Genomic DNA, 20,260 nt, shown 5'->3' on the forward strand with positions numbered 1-20,260 from the left:
CTTACCCTTCTGTTATTTTTAATAAATTATCTGTATATAGTGCAAATCCCAAAGAACTAATACCATCTGCTTCATACATTCCACCTCTACAAAGCACTAGATTATCTTTGATTACTCTATAATAAATATCGTTATAGTATTTTAAACTTCCATAATATAAAGGTGCTATTACGATATTTGAATAATTTACCTCTTTTGCTTTTTTTAGAAGTTTTTCTAACTCATCTTTTAAACTATTTGGAACTATTTTTATAACTTCTTCTAAATTCTCTATATTTCCAACTCTTAAAAGTTTATTTAACCAATCACAATTTAATTTAATTAACTCCGAAATTTCACCATTTTTTAGTAAATCAAGGCTAATATTTAATTCACTACTTACAAGTTTTGGAATATTAATATTTGATATTTGTAAAATTGGATTTATTTTTAATGCTTTTAATATATCAGCTGTTAAGTTTAAAATATCAGATATATTACTATGTTCAATCCACTCACAACCTATTTGATAATCTTCCTTAGATGGATAAGAAAAAATAGGTTGAACATAAAACCATTTTTTTTGCTTTGTTGTTCTTCCTAATCTTTTTGTAATAATTCTTACAACATCTAAAGTTGAATCAGCTCTTAATGAAACTTGCTCATTTGATTCATCTGAAAACTTTATAAGTTTTCTTTCATTTTCAATAGCTTGGTGTTGTGAATATGAGAAATTAGGTGTTAAAATCTCTTCAAAACCTTTCTCTTCCAAAATTTGGCAAACACTATTTTCTAAAACTCTTTTTGCTTTTGCAGTTTTACCAAAATATAGACGACTTCCTTTTGGAATTTCGTGTTCAAAAATCATTTCTATTAGTTCCCTTTATAGAAAGTTTCTGCAAAAACTCTATTTGCAGTTCCATCAAAAGTTCTAATTTTTAACTCATCCATTACAAGTTCAATTGCATTAACAGCCCAAGAAGCTTCAAAATCTTCAACTAATCCCATATGATTTATTCTGAAGATTTTTCCAGCTAAATGGTCTTGACCACCAGCTATATCTACATTATACTTATTTTTTAAGATTTTTCTAATCTCATTTGATTGCTCTGTATAAGCTGTTGTCATCGCATTTGCAGGATTTTTTGGATAAATCTCAAATCCAATAGCTTTTAAAGCCTCTTGTGTCGCTTTTGCTCTTAAAGCTGTTTGTATATAAACATTTTCAAAACCTATCTCTTTTAGTTTTTCTAAAATTGCACCTAAACCAATAATTAAAGTTGTAGCTGCTGTATAAGCTGTTGTATTTTTCTTTTGATTTTTTATCTCACTTGCAAGATTAAAGTAGTAACCAGCAGGTTTTTCTTCAATTTTTGCAACTGCTTTTTGGCTTAATCCAATCATTGCTAAACCAGGAGGCAACATAAATGCTTTTTGACTTCCAGTTATTAGTGCATCAATATTTGTTGTATCAATCTTTTCAACACCAACAGCTGTAATTCCATCTGCAACAACCATAATATCTGGGTTTATTTTTTTAACTTCACTTGCTATTTTTTCAACTGGATGTCTTAATCCTCCAGCACTTTCACAAACTTGAATAAAAATTGCATCAATGCTACTATCATTTTTTATAGCATTTACAACATCTTCTACAGCTACAGGTGTATTCCACTCATTTATAAGTTCTGTATATTCAATATTGAAAGCTTTACAAATCTTTCCGAATCTTTCACCAAACTTTCCAGAATTAACTGTAAGTGCTTTTTTTCTTGTAAGGTTTGTAACACAAGCTTCCATAGCTCCTGTTCCACTTGAAGCTAACATTAAAACTTCACTCATATCATAAATCTCAAGTAATAAATTTCTAGTCTTTTCAAAAATTGATTCAAACTCTTTTGTTCTATGGTGTATTGTAATATCACTCATAGCTTTTCTTGCAAATTCTGGTACAGGAGTTGGGCCTGGAGTTAATAACATATTCATATCCTTATTAAATTTTAATTTTCAGTAAAACAGAACATTTTAGCCAAAAAAAGATTATTAAATGGTTAAAAATATGTTTAATTGGTTATAATTATGCGACAATTTCTAAAAGGGACAAAATGAATTTATTTAAATTATCTTTTTCAACTATAGCTTTTTCAACACTTATATTTGCAAGTAACTATAAAATTGAATCTACAGCTTCAAATGCTGATTTTTTAATGAAATTTTCAAAAAATCAAGATTTAAGAATTGAATTTACAAATATTAAAGGTGGATTTGATTTTGATGACAAAAAATTGACTTTAGAATCGTTAAAAAGTGATATTGAATTAAAAGACTTTACAACTTCTCAAGATGAATATAATATTTTAGTGGAAAAGAAAATATTTAATATAGAAAAATTTCCTAAAATCAAATTTACTGCAACAGATATTGAACAAGATAAAATTTATGGTGATTTAACTATCAATAATGTTACAAAAAATATCGAATTAGATTTAGAAAATAGTGGAGATTTTTTTGGAAAAATCTATCTAAAATTAAGCGGAAAAATAAAAAGAAGTTATTTCGATTTAACTTGGGATGAGCTACTTGATACAGGAAGTAGTTCCTTTGATAACGATATTGAACTTGAGTTAAACCTCGAGGCAAACAAAGAAGAAAACCAAACCTTTACAAAGATTATTGAAAAAAATAAAAAATAGTCTTGACATTACTACTAATTAGTACTATAATTCTTCGATGTTTTTTTAAAACTCATCTATTTTAAAAAAAATTGGATTTTTATGAAAAAAACTTATGGTACTATTACTGATAAATCTATGAAAACTGTTGTAAGAATAGATAGAGTTTTTCACTTAGCAAATAGCTTAACAGAAAACTATCTAAACTTACATAATCTCACATTTAATCAATTCAAAGTATTGGAAGTTTTATACCATTTGGGTGATTTAAATATTGGAACAATTACCAAATTAACATCTAGCACTCCAGGTAATACAACAGTTGTTGTCAAAAATCTTTTAAGAGATGGATTTATCTCCTCAAAAAAAGATCCAAATGATAATAGAGCCTCTATTTTGTCAATAAGTCAAAATGGAAGTGAAGTTATGGAAAGGATTTTTCCTACTCATGCAAAAAATCTTGAAAACTTTATGAGTAGTTTAGATGAAAATGAGTTGGATACTTTATACAACTTATTAAATAAAATTTATAATTCAAACAAAAAGGAAAAAAAATGAAAAAATTAGGACTATTAAGTATATTTGTTGCAAGTGCACTATTTGCAGGAAACTACACAATTGATACAGCACACTCAAATGCAGGATTTACTGTAAAACATATGATGGTTACAAATGTAAAAGGAAGTATCAATGATATTGCTGGAACATTTGAGTATGATGAAAAAGCAAATGCTTTAGTAAAAGTTGAAGGTGAATTAAAAGTTGCATCAATTGATACAAAAAATGAGAAAAGAGATGCTCACTTAAGAGAAGATGATATTATGGATGCAGCAAAATTCCCTACAATCACATTTAAATCTACAAAAGTTGAAGGCGATAAAGTTTATGGTGATTTAACAATCAAAGGTGTTACAAAAAATATTGCACTTGATTTAGAAAATGGTGGTGCAGTTGCTGGAAAAGCTGGATTTGCAATGACTGGAAAAATCAATAGAAGTGAATATGGAGTAACATGGAACAAAGCTTTAGAAGCTGGTGGAGTTGCTGTTAGTGATGAAGTAAAACTTGAAATTGATATTGAAGGAAATTTAGCTAAATAATTTTTAGCTAAACTCTAAAATGAACCCAACACTATTTATCTCACATGGTGCTCCAAATATGATTTTAAGCGATTTAAAATCAAAACAAAGCATCATAGATATTGCAAAAGGTTTGAAAAAAGCAAAATATATAATTATAGTATCAGCACACTATGTAACAAGAGATTTAAAAGTAATAAATCCAAATACAAATAGTTTGATGTACGATTTTTATGGCTTTGAAGAAGCTTTATACAATTTTAAATATGAGATAAGTAGTAGTTTGGAATATACAAATAACTTAATAGAAAAACTACAAAATCAAGGCATAATTATAAGTGTTGATAAAACTAGAGATAGTTTTGACCATGGGGTTTGGACTGTTTTATCCTTAATGTATAAAAAACTCGAAATTCCTGTAATTCAACTAAGCATTCCTATTTCTTATTCTATTATAGATTTAATAAATCTTGGTGAAAAACTACAAGTTTTTAAAGATGAAGCACTTTTAATTTTTAGTGGTGGAGCTACTCATAATCTTCGTGATATGAGTTATGGAAATATAAAACCTTATGCAAAAGAGTTCAATGATATGATAAAAGATATTATTGAAAATGGGAAAGAGGATTTATTAAAAGATATAAAAAATGATGTGAATTTTTATAAAAATCATCCAACTATTGAACATATTGCACCACTATTTATTGCATTTGGAAATGCTATAAATAAAAAAGGAGTCTCTTTTAATAGTGAGATGCTCTTATCAAATATCTCGATGGAGAGTTTTATTTTTGATAAAGGAGATTTAGATGCTTAAAAAACTTTCAAAAGAGAATATGGGAAAATCAAACTTAGGTTGGCTTCAAAGTAGATTTCACTTTAGTTTTGCAGAGTATAGAAACCCTGCAAATGTGCATTTTGGAGTTTTAAGAGTTTTAAATGATGATATTATAAAAGCAAAAACTGGATTTGATACTCATCCACATGAAAATATGGAGATTATTTCATATATTGTAAATGGAGAGATTACACACAAAGACTCAATGGGAAATAGCGAAACTCTAAAAAGAGGAGAAATTCAATATCTTAGTGCTGGAGATGGTATATTTCATAGTGAAAAAAATGATAGCAATGTAGATTTAAGACTTCTTCAAATCTGGGTTTTTCCACCACAAAAAGGGCTTCCAAGACTTTATGCTTCACATAGATATAAAGAAGAAGAAAGAGTTAATAAACTTCTAAATATCGTTTCAAGCCAAGATGGCTCAAGTGCTATAAAAATATATCAAGATGTAGATATATATGTAAGTGAAGCCAATAAAGGCAAAGTTTTTGACTATGAGATAAAAGAGAATAGACAAGTATATTTTGTGCAAATTGAGGGAAAATCACTTTTAAATAATAGTGTAATTCTTGATTTTGGTGATGCTTGTGAGATTACAAAAGAGAGTATTTTAAAAATAGAAGCTCTTGAAAAATCACACTTTTTGTTTATTGATATGAAAAAGTAGTTTTTTAAACACTTAACAGGTATTTCATAGCAATTCTGATAAAATCTACTCTTCAAAATAAAATATTAAGAAAGAGTAGATGAAAAAAAGAGTTTTAATAAATGGAATTGGGCGAATTGGAAAGGCTATTTTAAAACAGCTTTTAGCCAAAAATGAGTTTGAAATAGTTTGCATAAATGATATAAATCCATATATAAAAAATATTGCCTACTCTATAAACTACGATACAACTTACGGAAAATTTGAAAATAGATTTGAAGTAGTTGAAAATAGTTTTTTACAAAACAAAACTTCAAAAATAGAAATCACTCATATTGATGATTTAAAAAAATTAGATTTAAGAAATATTGATATTTTAATAGATTCAAGTGGACAAAAAGCAAATATAAAAGAGTTAAAAAACTTAAATGTAGAAAAAATAATTTTAACTCATCCAGAAAGAAATGCTGATATAAATTTAGTTTTAGGTGTAAATGAAAAAGAATTAGATTTAAAAAACCACAAAATCATCTCAACAAGCTCATGCAATGCAACAGCACTTCTTCCAGCTTTAAAGCTAATTGATGATGAAAAAGAGATAATTTGTGGCGATATTGTAACTATTCATCCACTTTTAAATCATCAAAGAGTTTTGGATGGAGGCTTCGTGCAAAGTGCAACAAGAGATGTTGATTTAAACTTTGAGTTTGGAAGAAGTTCAAATTTTAATATAATTCCAAGCAGAACTACAACAATAAAAGCTTGTTCTTTTGTAAATAATAAGTTTTGTGAAGAGTTAATATCTTCAAACTCACTTAGAGTTCCAACAGATACCGTTGGTGCTATAAATGTAACACTTTTTACAAAAGAGATTTCAACAAAAGATGAGATATCTAAGCTTTTTTTAGATTTTGAGAAAAATCAGAAATTCCCAATAGTTTTAAACAATTTTGAAGCACTTGTTTCAAGTGATTTCAAAAAAGAGGAGTTTACAACAATTATTGATCATAGATTTTTGGAAGTAAAACAAAATATGATAAAACTGCTTCTTTGGTATGATAATGAGTGGGGATATGCTTCTAAAGTTATAGAGATTTTAAAGTTTATATAGTTTATAAAACAAAAAGGGCTTTTTATAGCCCATTTGCTTCGATTAGTCTTGATTGATGATCAGCAATAAGAGGATCAATTACTTCATCAAACAAGCCATCCTCTAAGATATTCTCAAGTCTATATAGAGTTAAGTTTATTCTGTGGTCACTAATTCTATTTTGTGGAAAATTATATGTTCTAATTCTTCCACTTCTATCTCCAGTTCCAACCTGCTCTTTTCGGTTTGCACCCTCAGCTTCCATTTTCTTTTCCATCTCAATTTCATAAAGTTTAGCTTTTAAAACTTTCATAGCTCTATCTTTATTTTTATGTTGAGATTTTTGGTCTTGGTTGGTAACCACTATACCTGATGGAATATGAGTAATTCTTACAGCAGAATCCGTAGTATTTACAGATTGACCACCATTCCCACTAGCTCTCATAACATCTATTTTCAAATCGTTTTCATTTATTTCAACTTCAACATCATCAACTTCAGGCATAACAGCAACAGTAATAGCAGAAGTATGAACTCTTCCTTGAGATTCAGTAGCGGGAACTCTTTGAACTCTATGTGTTCCACCTTCAAATTTTAGCTTAGAGTAAACATGGTCACCTTTTACAAGTATTACAATTTCTTTGTAACCACCTGCTTCGCTATCACTTGAACTCATAATTTCAACTTTCCAGTCGTTATTCTCAGCATATCTAAGATAACCTCTGAATAAATCAGCTACAAAAAGTGCAGCTTCATCACCACCAGTTCCAGCTCTTAATTCCAAATAGATATTTCTATCATCATTTGGGTCTTTTGGAATCATAAGAAATTTTATCTCATCTTCTAAGATAGGTTTCTTACTCTCAAGTTCTTTTAACTCTTCTTTTGCTAAATCGCCTAATTCAGCATCATCTAGCATAAGTTTATTCTCTTCAATATCTTCAAGAACTTTTATATACTCTTTTGCTTTATTAACTATTGGCTCAATACTTGATTGCTCTTTTGACAATGTAGTCATTCTTTTAATATCACTAGTAATATCAGGAGACATCAAGAGATTTGTAATCTCTTCTGATCTAGCGATGAATGGTTGAAGTTTATCTTTTAACATCTAAACTTTAATTATATAGCATTAACTTTTAGTTGTAATCTACTTACTTTTCTTGATGCTGTACCTTTTGCTAAAATACCTTTAGATACACAATGGTGTAAGTATTTGTTTGCAATTTTCATAGCTTCAACAGCTTTTGTTTTATCAGCACTTTCAACTGCACTTAATACATCTTTAGTGATATTTTTGATTCTTGTTTTGTAGAATCTATTTCTTATTGTTTTAACTAATGTTTGTCTAGCTCTCTTCTCAGAAGATTTGTGATTTGCCATTTTTTTAACCTCTTTGTAAATTTTTAAAGGATAGAATACTATCCAAAATAACTTAAATTGAGTTTAATTTTAGGAAGATTTAATGAAACTATTTGGAACAGACGGAGTTAGAGGGAAAGCTGGTGAATTTCTTGATGTAATTACTGTTGTAAAACTTGCACAAGCTGCAGGAACACACTTTAGAAAGCATTCAACAACAAATAAAATTCTTGTAGGAAAAGATACAAGAAGAAGTGGTTATATGATTGAAAATGCCCTTGTTAGTGGGCTTACAAGTGTTGGTTATGATGTTATTCAAATTGGACCTATGCCTACTCCTGCTATTGCATATTTAACAGAAAGTATGAGATGTGATGCTGGAATTATGATTAGTGCCTCACATAATCCATTTGAAGATAATGGAATAAAGTTTTTTGATAATCACGGAAATAAATTAAGTGTAGAAGATGAAAAAGCTATAGAGAATATATTTAATGATACCGAATCTTTAATCTCTTCTCAATCAACAGGTAAAGAAATAGGAGCTTCAAAAAGAATAGATGATGTTATTGGAAGATATATCGTTGTTATAAAAAGTTCATTTCCGAAAAATTTAACTCTAAAAGGTCTTAGAATTGTTCTTGATTGTGCAAATGGTGCAGCATACAAAGTTGCTCCCACAATCCTTGAAGAGCTAGGTGCTGATGTAATTACAATAAATAATAAACCAAACGGTTTTAATATAAATGATAATTGTGGAGCTATGCATCCTGAAAATGTAGCAAAACTTGTAAAGGAATATAGAGCAGATATTGGTCTAGCACTTGATGGCGATGCTGATAGATTAGTTGTTGTAGATGAAAAAGGTGAAATTGTTGATGGAGATAAACTTCTTGGTGCTTTAAGTGTATATCTAAAACAAGAAAAGCTTTTAAAAGGAAATGCTTGTGTGGCGACTGTTATGTCAAACAAAGCATTAGAAGACTATTTGGAAAAACATGAAATAAAACTTTTAAGAAGTAATGTTGGAGATAAATATGTTCTTGAAGTTATGAAAGAGAATGATTTAAATTTTGGTGGAGAACAAAGTGGACATATAATTTTTTCTGATGCTGCAAAAACTGGAGATGGTTTAGCTTCAGCACTTCAAGTTTTAGCTTTAATTATAAAATCTAAGAAAAAAGCTAGTGAAGTATTAAATCCATTTAGCCTTTATCCTCAAATCTTACATAATATGAAAGTAAATGAGAAAATTCCATTAAAAGAGATTAAAGGCTTAGAAGAGCTTTTAAAACCAATTAGAGAAAAAGGGATTAGAGATTTAATTAGATACTCTGGAACAGAAAATAAAATAAGACTTCTGCTTGAAGGTAAAAATAAGAAAGATGTAGAAAATTCAATGGCTAATCTAATTGAATTTTTCAAAAAAGCTCTATAAAATATGAGAAAAGAGATTAAATTAGCACTAATTATATTTCTTGCAATTTTTATAATTGACCAAGTTGTAAAATATGGTTTTGCTGTTTGGGGATGGGATGCAAATGGTTCAATTATGAGTCTAAAACTTGCATATAATTATGGTGTTGCTTTTTCTATGTTCTCTTTTTTGGCTGAAAACTTAAAATATATTCAAGTTTTTATTGTGATTTTAGGAACTATATATCTATTTAAAAACAAAGAAGTTTTTTATAAATACTATATACCAATCGCACTTTTATATGCAGGTGGATTATCAAATATTTTAGATAGATTTACTTATGGTGCTGTGGTTGATTACTTCTATTGGCACTATATGTTTGAGTTTGCAATATTTAATTTTGCAGATGTAATGATAGATTTAGCTGTTGTTATAATCATAATTATGCAAATACAAGATAGTAGAAGAGAAAAAAAGCTAAAAGAAAAAGCTTAAATAGTTTTAGATATAATCTAAGCAAAATTTTCAAAATAAAAAAATTTAGGAAAAAATATGGGTCAAACAATTACAGAAAAAATATTTAGTGAACATGTAGGGAAAAAAGTTTTTGCAGGAGAGATTGTAAGAAGTCCAATAGATATGGTTATTGGAAATGATATTACAACTCCAATTTCTATTAAAGCTTTTGAAGATGGTGGATTTAAAGAGTTAGCAAATCCAGATGGTTTTGCAATAGTTTTAGATCACTTTATTCCAGCAAAAGATATTGCAAGTGCAAATCAAGCAAAAATTTCAAGAGATTTTGCAGCAAAACATGATCTTAAAAACTTCTTTGATGAAAAAGATATGGGAATTGAACATGCACTTTTACCAGAAAAAGGTCTTGTATTACCAGGAGATGTAATAATTGGTGCAGATAGCCACACATGTACACACGGTGCTTTAGGAGCATTTAGTACAGGAATGGGAAGTACAGATATATCTTTTGGAATGATTACTGGTGGAAACTGGTTTAAAGTTCCAGAGTCTATAAAAGTGGTATTTAAAGGAAAACCAGCTCCTTATGTAACAGGAAAAGATTTAATCCTAGAGATTATTAGAATTCTTGGAGTTGATGGAGCTTTATATAAAGCTTTAGAGTTCACAGGAGATACAATCCAATATTTAAGTATGGATGATAGATTCTCTTTATGTAATATGGCTATTGAAGCAGGGGCAAAAAATGGAATTGTAGCATATGATGAAACTACAAAAGAGTTTTTAGATAGAGTATCTAAAGATAATGGTGGATTAAGAGCTGAACCAAAAATTCATTATAGTGATGATGATGCTACATATTGTCAAGAAATAGTTATTGATGTTGAAAAACTAGAACCTGTAATTGCTTATCCATATTTACCTTCAAATGGACATAGTGTAAGTCAAGCTGTAAGTGATAATATTAGAGTTGATCAAGTGTTTATTGGAAGCTGTACAAACGGAAGATTAAGTGACTTTAAAGTGGCTGCTGAAATTTTAAAAGGTAAAAAAGTTGCTAGACACACAAGATTAATTCTTACTCCTGGAACTCAAAAAATTCTAAGAGATGCTACAAAATTAGGATATATTGATACTTTAGTAGATGCTGGTGCAGTTGTTTCAAATCCTACATGTGGAGCCTGTTTAGGTGGATATATGGGGATTTTAGGAGATGGAGAGGTTTGTATCTCTACAACAAATAGAAACTTTGTTGGAAGAATGGGAAGTAGAAGTTCTAAAATATATTTAGCAAATAGTGCTGTTGCAGCTGCTAGTGCAATAAGTGGATATATTACAGATCCTAGAAGTTTATAATGAGTTTTGAACCATTTAAAATCCCTTGTGTTATTTTAAGTGGTGGAAAAAGCCAGAGAATGGGAGAAGATAAAGCTCTTCTTCCATTTTCTTCTTCAAACTCTTTAATAGAGTTTCAATACACAAGATTAAAACCTCATTTTAATGATATTTATATCTCTAGTAAAATAGATAAATTCTCTTTTTTAAGTGATAAATCAAAGATAATTTTTGATGAAAACAAAGATATTTACTCTCCAATTTTAGCTTTAAAAACTATTTTAGATAAGTTCGATGAAGTTTTTATAATTACTGTTGATACTCCTTTTATAAAATTGGAAACTATTGAAAAACTAATCAACTCTTCAAAATCTTATGATATTACAATAGCAAAAACTCCTAATAAAACTCACAATCTTTGTGGGGTATTTAAAAAATCTTGTTTAGAAAATATTAAACAGATGATAGAAAATAATATTCATAAAATAAACTATCTAATAAAGAACTCAAATTTCAAAGAGTTAGAGTTTTTAAATGAAGATGAATTTTTAAATATAAATAATCAACTTGAATATGAAAAAGCAATCAAAATTATAATATGAAATTATGATATTTATAAAATAAAAGCTTATATAAATAAGTGATATATTATAACTTTTTTGTTAATATCAAAGGTATTTTTAAAAAAGGGATTGCTATGAATAAAAATGAGTTAAGAAAAGCTCTTGAAATTGTAGATATGGAAATAAAAAAAGCTGGTATTTCAAGAAGAGATGCCCTTAAAATGGCAGGTCTTGGTGGAGCTGCTTTTTTAGCTGGTGGTAGTCAAGCACAAGCAGCTACTATTGCAAAAGCAAGTAGTGAAGCAAAAGGTAAAATTGTAATAATTGGTGGAGGATTAGCTGGAGTTTCAACAGCAGCTAGACTTATGAACACATTAACAAATGCTGATATTACTATTATTGAACCAAATTCTAAATCTGTTTCTTATCAACCAGGAACTACTCTTGTTGCAAGTGGAGTTTATAAATCAAAAGATGAACTACTATTTGATACAAAAGATTATATGCCAAAAGGTGTAAAATGGATTAAAGAAAAAGCTATTGAGTTTAACCCTGAAGCAAATAAAGTAACTTTATCAAATAAAGAAGTTATTGATTATGATTATTTAATTGTTGCAGCTGGAATTACTCTTGATTATGGTGCTATTAAAGGTTTAGAAGAGGTTGGAGATGCTTATAGTGCAGGAGATGCTAGTAAAATATTAAAAGCTTTTGGAGATAGTGGAGTAACATCTGTTTATAATATTGATAGTTCAGCACATATGTGGGAACAAACACAAAAATTTATAGAAAGAGCAAAAAAAGAGAAAGTTAATGCAATTTTTACAGCTCCAAATACAGCAGTAAAATGCGGAGGAGCTCCAAAAAAGGTTATGTATTTAGTAAATTCAAGACTAAATGAAGCAAAAGCTAGAGCAAATGCAACATTAACTTATTATGATGATGGCGGAAAGCTTTTTAGTGTAAAAGAGTATGCAGATGCTATTGAGAAACAGTTTATTGCAAGAGATATGAAATGGAATTTTAGCCATAATTTAACAGGTGTTGATATAGCTAATAAAATTGCAACATTTGATAAACACTGGGAAGAGCAAGGTGAATATGACGAAGATTTAAAAGAGCATGATATTATTAAAAAACATATGAATGTTGAAGTTCCTTTTGATTTTCTACATATAACTCCTCCACAAAAAGCACCAGATGAAATAGGAAAATCTCCTATTGGTTCTGCTAAAGGTTGGATTCCTGTAAATAAAGAGAGTTTACAACATGTTAAATATAAAAATATCTTTGCTATAGGAGATATTGCCGCTGTTCCTATGGGAAAAACTGGTGGAACAGTAAGAAAACAATATAAAGTATTAGTTGATAATCTTATTTCAGTAATGGAAGGGAAAGAGCCTACAGCTAAATTTGAAGGCTATACAGTATGTCCACTAATTACAGATATTGGAACTGTAATGTTAGCTGAGTTTGACTGGAGTGGAAAACCAACACCATCTTTTCCAATAGACCCAACTCAAGAGAGATGGATTTGGTGGTTATTAAAAGTGTATCTATTAAAACCCATGACAATGTATGGAATGTTAAGTGGTAAAGCATAAAATTGAAAAAAGAGTTAAAAATATTTATCTTTATATTGCTTATTTTAACGATACTTATGCACTATAAAGAGTTTTTATCTCATCCAATTGAACAAATCACTTTATTAACTAGCTCTGGAGCATATGGCTTTGGAGCTTTTCATCCAGTTGTTTTTAGTGCAATTATTTATTTAATAATTGGAATTCCAAGATTAATATATAAACTTATAAAAGGGAGATAGTATGAAAAAAGTTGTTTCTAGTCTATTTATGGCATCTATTTTAGGATTTAGTGTAAATCTACTTGCACAAGAAAATATTAGTTTAAAAGAGCCAACACCAGCTGTTTTAGAGCTAATTAAAAAATATAAGTTGGAACAAGTAGATTTTAACTATGTAAAAAAACAAATTGGTAATGGAAGTAGAGGTTCTGTTGAATCTATATTAATAGATGCAAGACCTGAGTTAAAATATCAAAAAGGAACAATTCCTTCGAGTATAAATATTCCTGATACAAATTTTGAAGAATTTTATTCTAAATATGATTTCTTAGCAAAAGATAAAAACAAAGAACTAATAGTTTATTGTGGCGGATTTGGATGTGAAAAAAGCCCAATAGTTGCAGAACTTTTAAAAGAAAAAGGGCATAAAAATGTAAAAGTTTATAGTGCTGGAGAACCTGAATGGGCAAAAAAATCTTATCTTGAAGTTGGAACAATTGTAATTAAATCTTATCTTGAAAACAACAGTGCTCTAATTGTTGATGCAAGACCAAATGCAAAATTTATGCAAGAGACTATTTTAGGAAGTATTAGTGTTCCTGATACAGAATTTGATAAATATGCAGGAAGATTTCCTATAAATAAAGATGAAAAAATAGTTACATTTTGTGCTGGATTTGATTGTGAGAAGTCAAATATTGTTGCAGAAAAACTATATGATTTAGATTATAAAAATGTATCAGTTTATGCTGGTGGTTTACCTGAATGGAAAAAATCAGGACTTCCAACAACAGCAGGAGCTAAAAAAACTGAAGATAAACCAAAAGATAAAAAACCAGAATTTAGTAAAAATGGAGCTAAATTAGGAAGTGATGAGGGAACTATTGATGGTGAGTGGTTAAAAGCACTTATTATTGAAAACAAAGTTCCACAATATATTCAAATTGTAAATGTTTTAAATGCAAAAGAGTTTGAAAAAGGGCATATAAAAGGTAGTATAAATATTGAAGCTGAGAAGTTTAATTCTAAAGAACTTTTAGAAAAATTACCAAAAGATAAAACAATTATTTTTCATTGTGCTGCTGGTTCAAGATCTTTAGAAGCTTGGACAAAACTTAAAAAAGATAAAGCAGATATTAGTGAAATCTTCTACTTTGATGCAAATATAAATTGTAAAGCAGATGATTGTAAAATTGAAGTAAATGAGCCTTTAGATTAAGGCTCATTACTTTTAAAAGCATAAAAAAAGGGAAGGTTATAAAACCTTCCCTTTTTTATTTTGTTTTTGCAAATTTATTATTTAAGTGCTGCTTTAGCAGATGCTACTAAAGATGCAAATGCAGCTGAATCATTCATAGCAAGGTTTGCTAAGATTTTTCTATCAAGTTCAATTCCTGATAATCTTAAACCATTTATGAATCTTGAGTAGTTAATATCATTTAATCTACAAGCTGCATTGATTCTTATAATCCATAGTTTTCTAATATCTCTTTTTTTCTGTCTTCTATCTCTATAAGCATATACAAGACTTCTTTCTAACTGCTCTTTAGCTTTTCTGAAATGTTTTCTTCTAGCACTAAAGAATCCTCTAGCTAGTTTTAATACTTTTTTGTGTCTTCTTCTTCTTACAACACCAGTTTTTACTCTTGGCATATTTTTCCTTTCTTTACCGTTATTCTTAATAAGGTGTCAGCTTTGCTGAACTTGTCCATTTTAAATGGAGGGACAAAAATTACTAAAATTTAGTAATTACGCTAAACATAAAGTCGAAAGAATTCCAGAAACATTTGTACTATGTACAGTTTGTGGTCCTCTTAGGTTTCTTTTTCTTTTTTGAGTTTTTTTAGTTAAAATGTGGCTTCTAAAAGCAGAACCTCTTTTGATAGTTCCATTTTTCTTTACTTTAAATCTTTTAACAGCACCTTTAACGCTTTTCATTTTTGGCATAAAGAAATCCTTTCATATAAATTTGCATTTTCATAGTGAAAAAGTTTTGGATTATACTTAAAAAATTATTAATAAAAGTTTAAATTTATTTTTTGAAGTTCAAAAGAGGCTTTCCTCTTTTGAATATTTGAGTAGATTAATCTTTTTTAGGAGTAACTAGAAGATTTACATATCTTCCTTCAAGTTTTGGCTCTTTATCCATAATAGCTATATCTTCTATCATTTTCCAAACTCTATTTAGAACTTCAACACCAGCTTCAGGATTTGACATCTCTCTTCCTTTTAGAAATACTCTAAATTTAACATGGTTTCCATCTTCTAAAAACTCTATTGCATGTTTTACTTTATAGTTTATATCATTTTCAGCAATTTTTACAGAAAGTTTAATCTCTTTTATAACTATAACTTTTTGATTTTTCTTTGCTTCTTTTTTCTTTTTCTCTTGTTGATATTTAAATTTACTATAATCCATAATTTTTGCAACAGGAGGATTTGCATCTGGTGCAATTAAAACTAAATCAAGTCCAGCTTCATCAGCTAAAGCTAATGCTTGAGAAGTTGAAATAATCCCATAATTTTCTCCAGAATCACTTGTACATCTTAACTCTAATGCCTTGATGTCATCATTCATTATTACATCAGATTTTTTGTTATCTCTACTCAAATTTTACTTCCTTCTAATATATTTTTTAAATTCGCAATAAACTCATCTTTACTTAAATTTGATTGCTCTCTTTTTCTTCTATCTCTTAAAGCGATAGTTTTATTTGCTACTTCTTCGTCTCCAAGAACAACTATCATTGGAACTCTTTGTTTTTCAGCCATTCTAATTCTTTTATTTAGGCTCTCATTCATACTATATACTTCAGAGTCAATATTATTTTCAAGTAACTCTTTTTGTAACTCTTTTGCATAAGCTATATGACTATCTGCAATTGGTACAAAAATAACTTGTGTTGGAGCAATAGCAAATGGGAACTCACCAGCACAATGCTCTGTTAAAATCCCAATAAATCTCTCAAAAGAACCTAAAATTGCTCTATGAATCATAACAGGTTGTTCTTTTTCACCTTTATCATTTATAAACTCAACATTAAATCTTGAAGGTAAATTCATATCAACTTGAACTGTTCCACATTGCCATTTTCTTCCAATTGCATCAAGAATTTTTATATCAATTTTTGGTCCATAGAAAGCTCCACCACCTTCATCTATTCCATATTGAATATTTTTCTCATCAAGTGCATCCATAATACCTTTTGTTGATTTCTCCCAAAAAGTATCATCTCCAATAGCTTTTTCTGGTTTTGTAGAAACTTCTATTTCATATTTAAAATCAAATAATTTTAATAAGCTATCAACAAACTCTAAAACTTCAAAGATAACCTCTTTAATTTGGTTTTGTGTACAAAAAATATGTGAATCATCTTGAGTAAACTCTCGAACTCTAAACAATCCGTGCATTGCTCCACTCATTTCGTGTCTATGTACAACTCCATATTCAAAAAGTTTTTTTGGCAACTCTTTATATGAAACTAAAGAGTTTTTAAAGATTTGAATATGCCCAACACAGTTCATAGGCTTAATTCCATACTCTTGCTCATCAATAGTTGTAAAATACATATTCTCTTTATAGTTTGCATAGTGTCCTGAAATTTTCCACATCTCTGATTTTAAAATCTCTGGACCTCTTACTGGCTCATAACCTCTAATTCTATGTGCTTTATATAAAATATGCTCTAATTTACTTCTAAGTCTAGCTCCATTTGGAAGCCACATAGGAAGCCCTGCTCCTACATCGTCGTTGAAAGTAAATAGTTCAAGTTCTGTTCCAAGTTTTCTATGATCTCGTTTTTTAGCTTCTTCAATCATAGTTATATAATCATTTAAAGCTTTTTTATCAAAAAATGAGATACCGTAAATTCTTGTAATCATCTCATTTTTCTCATCACCACCAAGATAAGCTCCTGCAACACGTGTTAGTTTAAAACTTCTTATCATTCTTGTATTTGGTAGGTGAGGACCACGACATAAATCTTTAAAATCACCTTGTTTATAAACAGTGATTACTTCATCTTTTATGTTTTTTAAAACAGCTTGTTTTAACTCATCGTGTTTAAACTCTTCATAAAACTCATCTCTTGAGGTTTCATGTCTTGTAATAGCTAGTTTTCTATCAGCTAACTCTTTCATCTTTTTTTCAATTTTTGGTAAATCTTCATCAGATAATTTGCTGTTTATTTTAAAATCATAATAGAATCCCTCATTTACAACGGGACCAACAAAGAATTTTGCTTCAGGATATAGTTCTTTTATAGCTTGTGCCATAAGGTGAGCTGTTGAGTGTCTTAATATTTCTAAAGATTCTTTTGAATCATCGGCTTTAATTGTATCTCCACTAATATTTAAAGCCTCTGCAGTTTGAAGGTCGTATATTTGACCATCTTTTAGTACTCCAATAGGTTCCAATAATTTCCTTTTTTCTAAAAATTTAATGTAATTGCATTTATTCTACCTCAATACAACTTAAAAATAATAAAAATATTATCAATTTTAATAAAATTTAGTTACAATTTGAAATGGTTATAAATATTTCAAAAGTAAAAACAGAAGCCTTATTATTGTTTTGTAGAGACTTAATTCTTTCATATAAAGATAACAATGATACTAATAGTTATGGTTTAGATAAAGAGATTTTGATTGAATTTAATAATATTTCTCTTGATATTTTAAAAGAGATAAATAAAGTAACTTTTTCACAAGATTATTATATAAAAAATCGTAAAAACTTTAGAATAAAAGCTATTCTTAATTGCTATGATTTTATAAATAAAGAGTTATCAAAAAACCTTAAAGAAAATGAAGAATTCAATCCCTCTATGCTCTATTTTTCGCTACTTACTCTTTGGTTTAAAGAGTTGGGAAAAGAGAATAAATCAAAAGAGTTTATATTTTTTTTACTATATCCCTATGAGATTGTATATGATAAATTACTTATTGGTATAAAAAATATTGAGTATAAAACTATGAATATAAAGATGATTGAATTGGCTGAAAAAGTTATTTATAAATATGAAAAAATAGTTTTATAAAAGATGAGTAAACTCATCTTTTAATTTTTAGCAAGAAGGAACATTTCCTGAATCACTTGCAAACTCTATAGAAAAATCTAAGATATGTTCAATATGAGTATCTTTTAACTCTCCAGCTTGAACTTTTGGACAAATTGCCATAATTTCAGCTTCACCTTTTCCATCTGCTTTAATTTGTTTCCACTCAGCTTGAGTATGTTTTAATGCAAATTTTGCACCATCCATTCCGCAAGGTTCTTTTAACATTTTAATAAAAAGTTTTTGACCTTTTGTAACATCTGCCATTAGTGAAGTAGAAGCTAGACCTAAAGCTAAAGTTGAAGCTGCTAATATTTTAAGTACTTTCATAAAATTCTCCTGTAAATTAATTTAGGTATAATTATATCTTCAAGATATAAAAATCTTCTGAATATTTATAAAATAAAGTGAATAGATTGTGAAATATTTTTTATTAAAAGCTATATGCAAATACCTACAAGAGAATGCCCAAAATATCAAGTTTATAAGAAGAATTGATAACAATATAATTATAATTGAATTTAATAATAAAAATATCATATATTTTGATTTAAGTAAATCAAATGCAAAAATATTTAAATCTAAAGAGCAAATTTCTTCAAAAAAAGAGTTTAATGCACCTTTTGATGTAGTTTTACAAAAAAGATTTACAAATTCAAAAATAGAAAATATTGAACTATATAATGATGATAAAATTCTAAATATACGAGTAAACTCTAGCTCTTCATATAAAAAAGAGATTTCAATTTTACAACTAGAATTTACAGGAAAGCATACAAATATAATAATTTTAGATGAAAATAGAGTAATTTTAGAAGCTTTAAGACATATAGATGAATTTTCATCTTTTAGAGTTGTAAAGGTGGGTATTAAACTTGATGAAATTCCAAAAAAAGAGTTTATACCAAAAGATGAAAATATAGATGATATTGAAGAGTATTTATACAAAGTTTATGAAAATATTGAGATAGAAAACTTGGAGCTTATAAAAAAACAGAAAATCTCTAGTGTTGATTCAAATATAAAAAAGTTAGAAAATATCCTAAAATCTTTGCCAAAAAAAGAGGAATTAGAGCTTGAAGCAAATACTACTTACAATAAAGCAAATCTTTTTTTAGCAAATCTTCACAATATAAAACCATATCAAAAAACATTAGAGGTGTTTGATTTTGATGGAGAACTTCTAAAAATAGATTTAGAAAATATGAAAAATCCAAAAATCTATACAAATGAGCTTTTCAAAAAAGCAAAAAGATATAAACAAAAAGCCTCTAATATAGGGCTTGAAGAAGATAATATAAAAGAAAAATTAGAGTTCGCAAAAAGATTAAGAGTAAATCTTTTAAATGCTAAATCTATAGATGAGTGTGAATTCTTTCTTCCAAAAAAAGAGAGAAATCAAACAAAAACAAAAAAAGAGAAAAACTATGAAAGCTTCTTTTTTGAAGGTTATAAAATAATGCTAGGAAGTAATGAAAGAGAAAATATTTATCTGCTTGAAAATTCAAAAGCTAGTGATTTTTGGTTTCATTTAAAAGATAGACCATCTTGCCATGTGATTGTACAAAATAGCAAAAAAGAGTTAGCACAAAATATTATAGAAAAAGCTGCAAGACTTTGTGTAGAGTTTAGTGTGGATAGTAAGGGAATTTTTGAGGTTGATTTTACTCAAAGAAGAAATGTAAAAATCCAACACGGAGCAAATGTGCTTTATAATCCATATAATACTATTAGAGTTTCTATTGAGTAATTAAAAAATGGAAGAAGCAAAAGCCTCTTCCCCCCCTCTTTTTTTTTCTTTTGAAAACAAAACTTAAAAATTAAGCATTTTTCTCTTTTTTCGCTGTTCTTTTTCTCGATATTGGAACTAAAGTTCCAAATCTCGTTATCACAGATTAGCTTTTTATGAGTTTTTTTCCTTATTTCTCAACATTT

Annotated in this window: 24 protein-coding genes; 15 read left to right on the forward strand and 9 right to left on the reverse strand. The window is 28.3% G+C overall.

Annotation, left to right across the window (positions count from 1 at the left end; all coding sequences use genetic code 11):
* Position 1: 1 nt before the first annotated feature.
* A complete protein-coding gene (locus tag IQC44_RS00810) occupies positions 2 to 847 on the reverse strand; it encodes an ATP phosphoribosyltransferase regulatory subunit (protein ID WP_198304295.1) in 846 nt (281 codons plus the stop codon).
* Positions 848 to 852: 5 nt separating this feature from the next.
* The gene (locus IQC44_RS00815; protein WP_198304359.1) at positions 853 to 1,959 is read right to left on the reverse strand and encodes a pyridoxal-phosphate-dependent aminotransferase family protein; all 1,107 of its coding nucleotides are present in this window, start codon (positions 1,957 to 1,959) and stop codon (positions 853 to 855) included.
* Between the two features lie 125 nt (positions 1,960 to 2,084).
* On the opposite strand from IQC44_RS00815, the gene IQC44_RS00820 reads away from it, so the two are divergent.
* The 6 genes from IQC44_RS00820 (at position 2,085) to IQC44_RS00845 (ending at position 6,331) form a co-directional block, all read left to right on the forward strand.
* The gene (locus IQC44_RS00820; RefSeq protein ID WP_198304296.1) at positions 2,085 to 2,672 is read left to right on the forward strand and encodes a YceI family protein; all 588 of its coding nucleotides are present in this window, start codon (positions 2,085 to 2,087) and stop codon (positions 2,670 to 2,672) included.
* A gap of 81 nt (positions 2,673 to 2,753) precedes the next feature.
* Complete coding sequence (locus IQC44_RS00825) at positions 2,754 to 3,209, forward strand: MarR family winged helix-turn-helix transcriptional regulator (protein ID WP_198304297.1); 456 nt, start codon at positions 2,754 to 2,756, stop codon at positions 3,207 to 3,209.
* Positions 3,206 to 3,751: a YceI family protein gene (locus IQC44_RS00830; RefSeq protein WP_198304298.1), complete on the forward strand. Its 546-nt coding sequence runs from the start codon at positions 3,206 to 3,208 to the stop codon at positions 3,749 to 3,751. Before IQC44_RS00825 ends, IQC44_RS00830 begins: the two co-directional genes overlap by 4 nt.
* Before the next feature lie 19 nt (positions 3,752 to 3,770).
* Entirely contained in the window at positions 3,771 to 4,547 is a 777-nt protein-coding gene (locus IQC44_RS00835; protein ID WP_198304299.1) for a DODA-type extradiol aromatic ring-opening family dioxygenase, read from the forward strand.
* The gene (locus IQC44_RS00840; RefSeq protein WP_198304300.1) at positions 4,540 to 5,241 is read left to right on the forward strand and encodes a pirin family protein; all 702 of its coding nucleotides are present in this window, start codon (positions 4,540 to 4,542) and stop codon (positions 5,239 to 5,241) included. Before IQC44_RS00835 ends, IQC44_RS00840 begins: the two co-directional genes overlap by 8 nt.
* A 79-nt stretch (positions 5,242 to 5,320) precedes the next feature.
* Positions 5,321 to 6,331 carry a glyceraldehyde 3-phosphate dehydrogenase NAD-binding domain-containing protein gene (locus tag IQC44_RS00845; protein ID WP_198304301.1) on the forward strand — a complete coding sequence of 337 codons (1,011 nt, stop codon included), beginning with the start codon at positions 5,321 to 5,323 and terminating at the stop codon, positions 6,329 to 6,331.
* Between the two features lie 22 nt (positions 6,332 to 6,353).
* On the opposite strand, the gene prfA is transcribed toward IQC44_RS00845, so the two are convergent.
* Both prfA and rpsT read right to left on the reverse strand, forming a co-directional pair.
* A complete protein-coding gene (gene prfA, locus IQC44_RS00850; RefSeq protein WP_198304302.1) occupies positions 6,354 to 7,421 on the reverse strand; it encodes a peptide chain release factor 1 in 1,068 nt (355 codons plus the stop codon).
* Between the two features lie 11 nt (positions 7,422 to 7,432).
* A complete protein-coding gene (gene rpsT, locus IQC44_RS00855) occupies positions 7,433 to 7,693 on the reverse strand; it encodes a 30S ribosomal protein S20 (protein WP_198304303.1) in 261 nt (86 codons plus the stop codon).
* 82 nt (positions 7,694 to 7,775) lie between these two features.
* Here rpsT and glmM point away from each other — a divergent pair, with 82 nt between their 5' ends.
* The 7 genes from glmM to IQC44_RS00890 all read left to right on the forward strand — a co-directional run bounded on the left by glmM (position 7,776) and on the right by IQC44_RS00890 (position 14,487).
* On the forward strand, positions 7,776 to 9,110 hold the full coding sequence (glmM, locus tag IQC44_RS00860) for a phosphoglucosamine mutase (protein WP_198304304.1): 1,335 nt from the start codon (positions 7,776 to 7,778) through the stop codon (positions 9,108 to 9,110).
* A 3-nt stretch (positions 9,111 to 9,113) separates the two neighbouring features.
* A complete protein-coding gene (lspA, locus tag IQC44_RS00865; RefSeq protein WP_198304305.1) occupies positions 9,114 to 9,584 on the forward strand; it encodes a signal peptidase II in 471 nt (156 codons plus the stop codon).
* 57 nt (positions 9,585 to 9,641) lie between these two features.
* On the forward strand, positions 9,642 to 10,922 hold the full coding sequence (locus IQC44_RS00870; RefSeq protein WP_198304306.1) for a 3-isopropylmalate dehydratase large subunit: 1,281 nt from the start codon (positions 9,642 to 9,644) through the stop codon (positions 10,920 to 10,922).
* Positions 10,922 to 11,503 carry a molybdenum cofactor guanylyltransferase MobA gene (gene mobA / locus IQC44_RS00875; protein WP_198304307.1) on the forward strand — a complete coding sequence of 194 codons (582 nt, stop codon included), beginning with the start codon at positions 10,922 to 10,924 and terminating at the stop codon, positions 11,501 to 11,503. Before IQC44_RS00870 ends, mobA begins: the two co-directional genes overlap by 1 nt.
* A 95-nt stretch (positions 11,504 to 11,598) precedes the next feature.
* Positions 11,599 to 13,068 (forward strand): FAD-dependent oxidoreductase, encoded by a 1,470-nt coding sequence (locus IQC44_RS00880; RefSeq protein ID WP_198304308.1) that lies wholly within the window; start codon positions 11,599 to 11,601, stop codon positions 13,066 to 13,068.
* A 2-nt stretch (positions 13,069 to 13,070) separates the two neighbouring features.
* Complete coding sequence (locus IQC44_RS00885) at positions 13,071 to 13,289, forward strand: hypothetical protein (RefSeq protein WP_198304309.1); 219 nt, start codon at positions 13,071 to 13,073, stop codon at positions 13,287 to 13,289.
* Position 13,290: 1 nt separating this feature from the next.
* Complete coding sequence (locus IQC44_RS00890; protein ID WP_198304310.1) at positions 13,291 to 14,487, forward strand: rhodanese-like domain-containing protein; 1,197 nt, start codon at positions 13,291 to 13,293, stop codon at positions 14,485 to 14,487.
* 77 nt (positions 14,488 to 14,564) lie between these two features.
* On the opposite strand, the gene rplT is transcribed toward IQC44_RS00890, so the two are convergent.
* The 4 genes from rplT to thrS all read right to left on the reverse strand — a co-directional run bounded on the left by rplT (position 14,565) and on the right by thrS (position 17,684).
* On the reverse strand, positions 14,565 to 14,921 hold the full coding sequence (gene rplT / locus IQC44_RS00895) for a 50S ribosomal protein L20 (RefSeq protein ID WP_026804974.1): 357 nt from the start codon (positions 14,919 to 14,921) through the stop codon (positions 14,565 to 14,567).
* 96 nt (positions 14,922 to 15,017) lie between these two features.
* Positions 15,018 to 15,215 (reverse strand): 50S ribosomal protein L35, encoded by a 198-nt coding sequence (rpmI, locus tag IQC44_RS00900; RefSeq protein WP_105916888.1) that lies wholly within the window; start codon positions 15,213 to 15,215, stop codon positions 15,018 to 15,020.
* Positions 15,216 to 15,351: 136 nt separating this feature from the next.
* A complete protein-coding gene (infC, locus tag IQC44_RS00905) occupies positions 15,352 to 15,846 on the reverse strand; it encodes a translation initiation factor IF-3 (RefSeq protein ID WP_198304360.1) in 495 nt (164 codons plus the stop codon).
* Positions 15,847 to 15,875: 29 nt separating this feature from the next.
* Positions 15,876 to 17,684, reverse strand: coding sequence for a threonine--tRNA ligase (thrS, locus tag IQC44_RS00910; RefSeq protein WP_198304311.1), 1,809 nt, complete (start codon positions 17,682 to 17,684; stop codon positions 15,876 to 15,878).
* A 110-nt stretch (positions 17,685 to 17,794) separates the two neighbouring features.
* Between thrS and IQC44_RS00915 the strand changes: the two genes are divergently transcribed.
* A complete protein-coding gene (locus tag IQC44_RS00915) occupies positions 17,795 to 18,307 on the forward strand; it encodes a hypothetical protein (RefSeq protein WP_198304312.1) in 513 nt (170 codons plus the stop codon).
* Between the two features lie 27 nt (positions 18,308 to 18,334).
* On the opposite strand, the gene IQC44_RS00920 is transcribed toward IQC44_RS00915, so the two are convergent.
* Positions 18,335 to 18,655 (reverse strand): cytochrome C, encoded by a 321-nt coding sequence (locus tag IQC44_RS00920; RefSeq protein WP_198304313.1) that lies wholly within the window; start codon positions 18,653 to 18,655, stop codon positions 18,335 to 18,337.
* Between the two features lie 88 nt (positions 18,656 to 18,743).
* Between IQC44_RS00920 and IQC44_RS11750 the strand changes: the two genes are divergently transcribed.
* Positions 18,744 to 20,075, forward strand: a complete 1,332-nt coding sequence (locus IQC44_RS11750; RefSeq protein ID WP_198304314.1) for an NFACT RNA binding domain-containing protein — start codon at positions 18,744 to 18,746, stop codon at positions 20,073 to 20,075.
* Positions 20,076 to 20,260: the final 185 nt, after the last annotated feature.

This window comes from Arcobacter vandammei (assembly GCF_016106035.1).
GTDB lineage: Bacteria > Campylobacterota > Campylobacteria > Campylobacterales > Arcobacteraceae > Aliarcobacter > Aliarcobacter vandammei.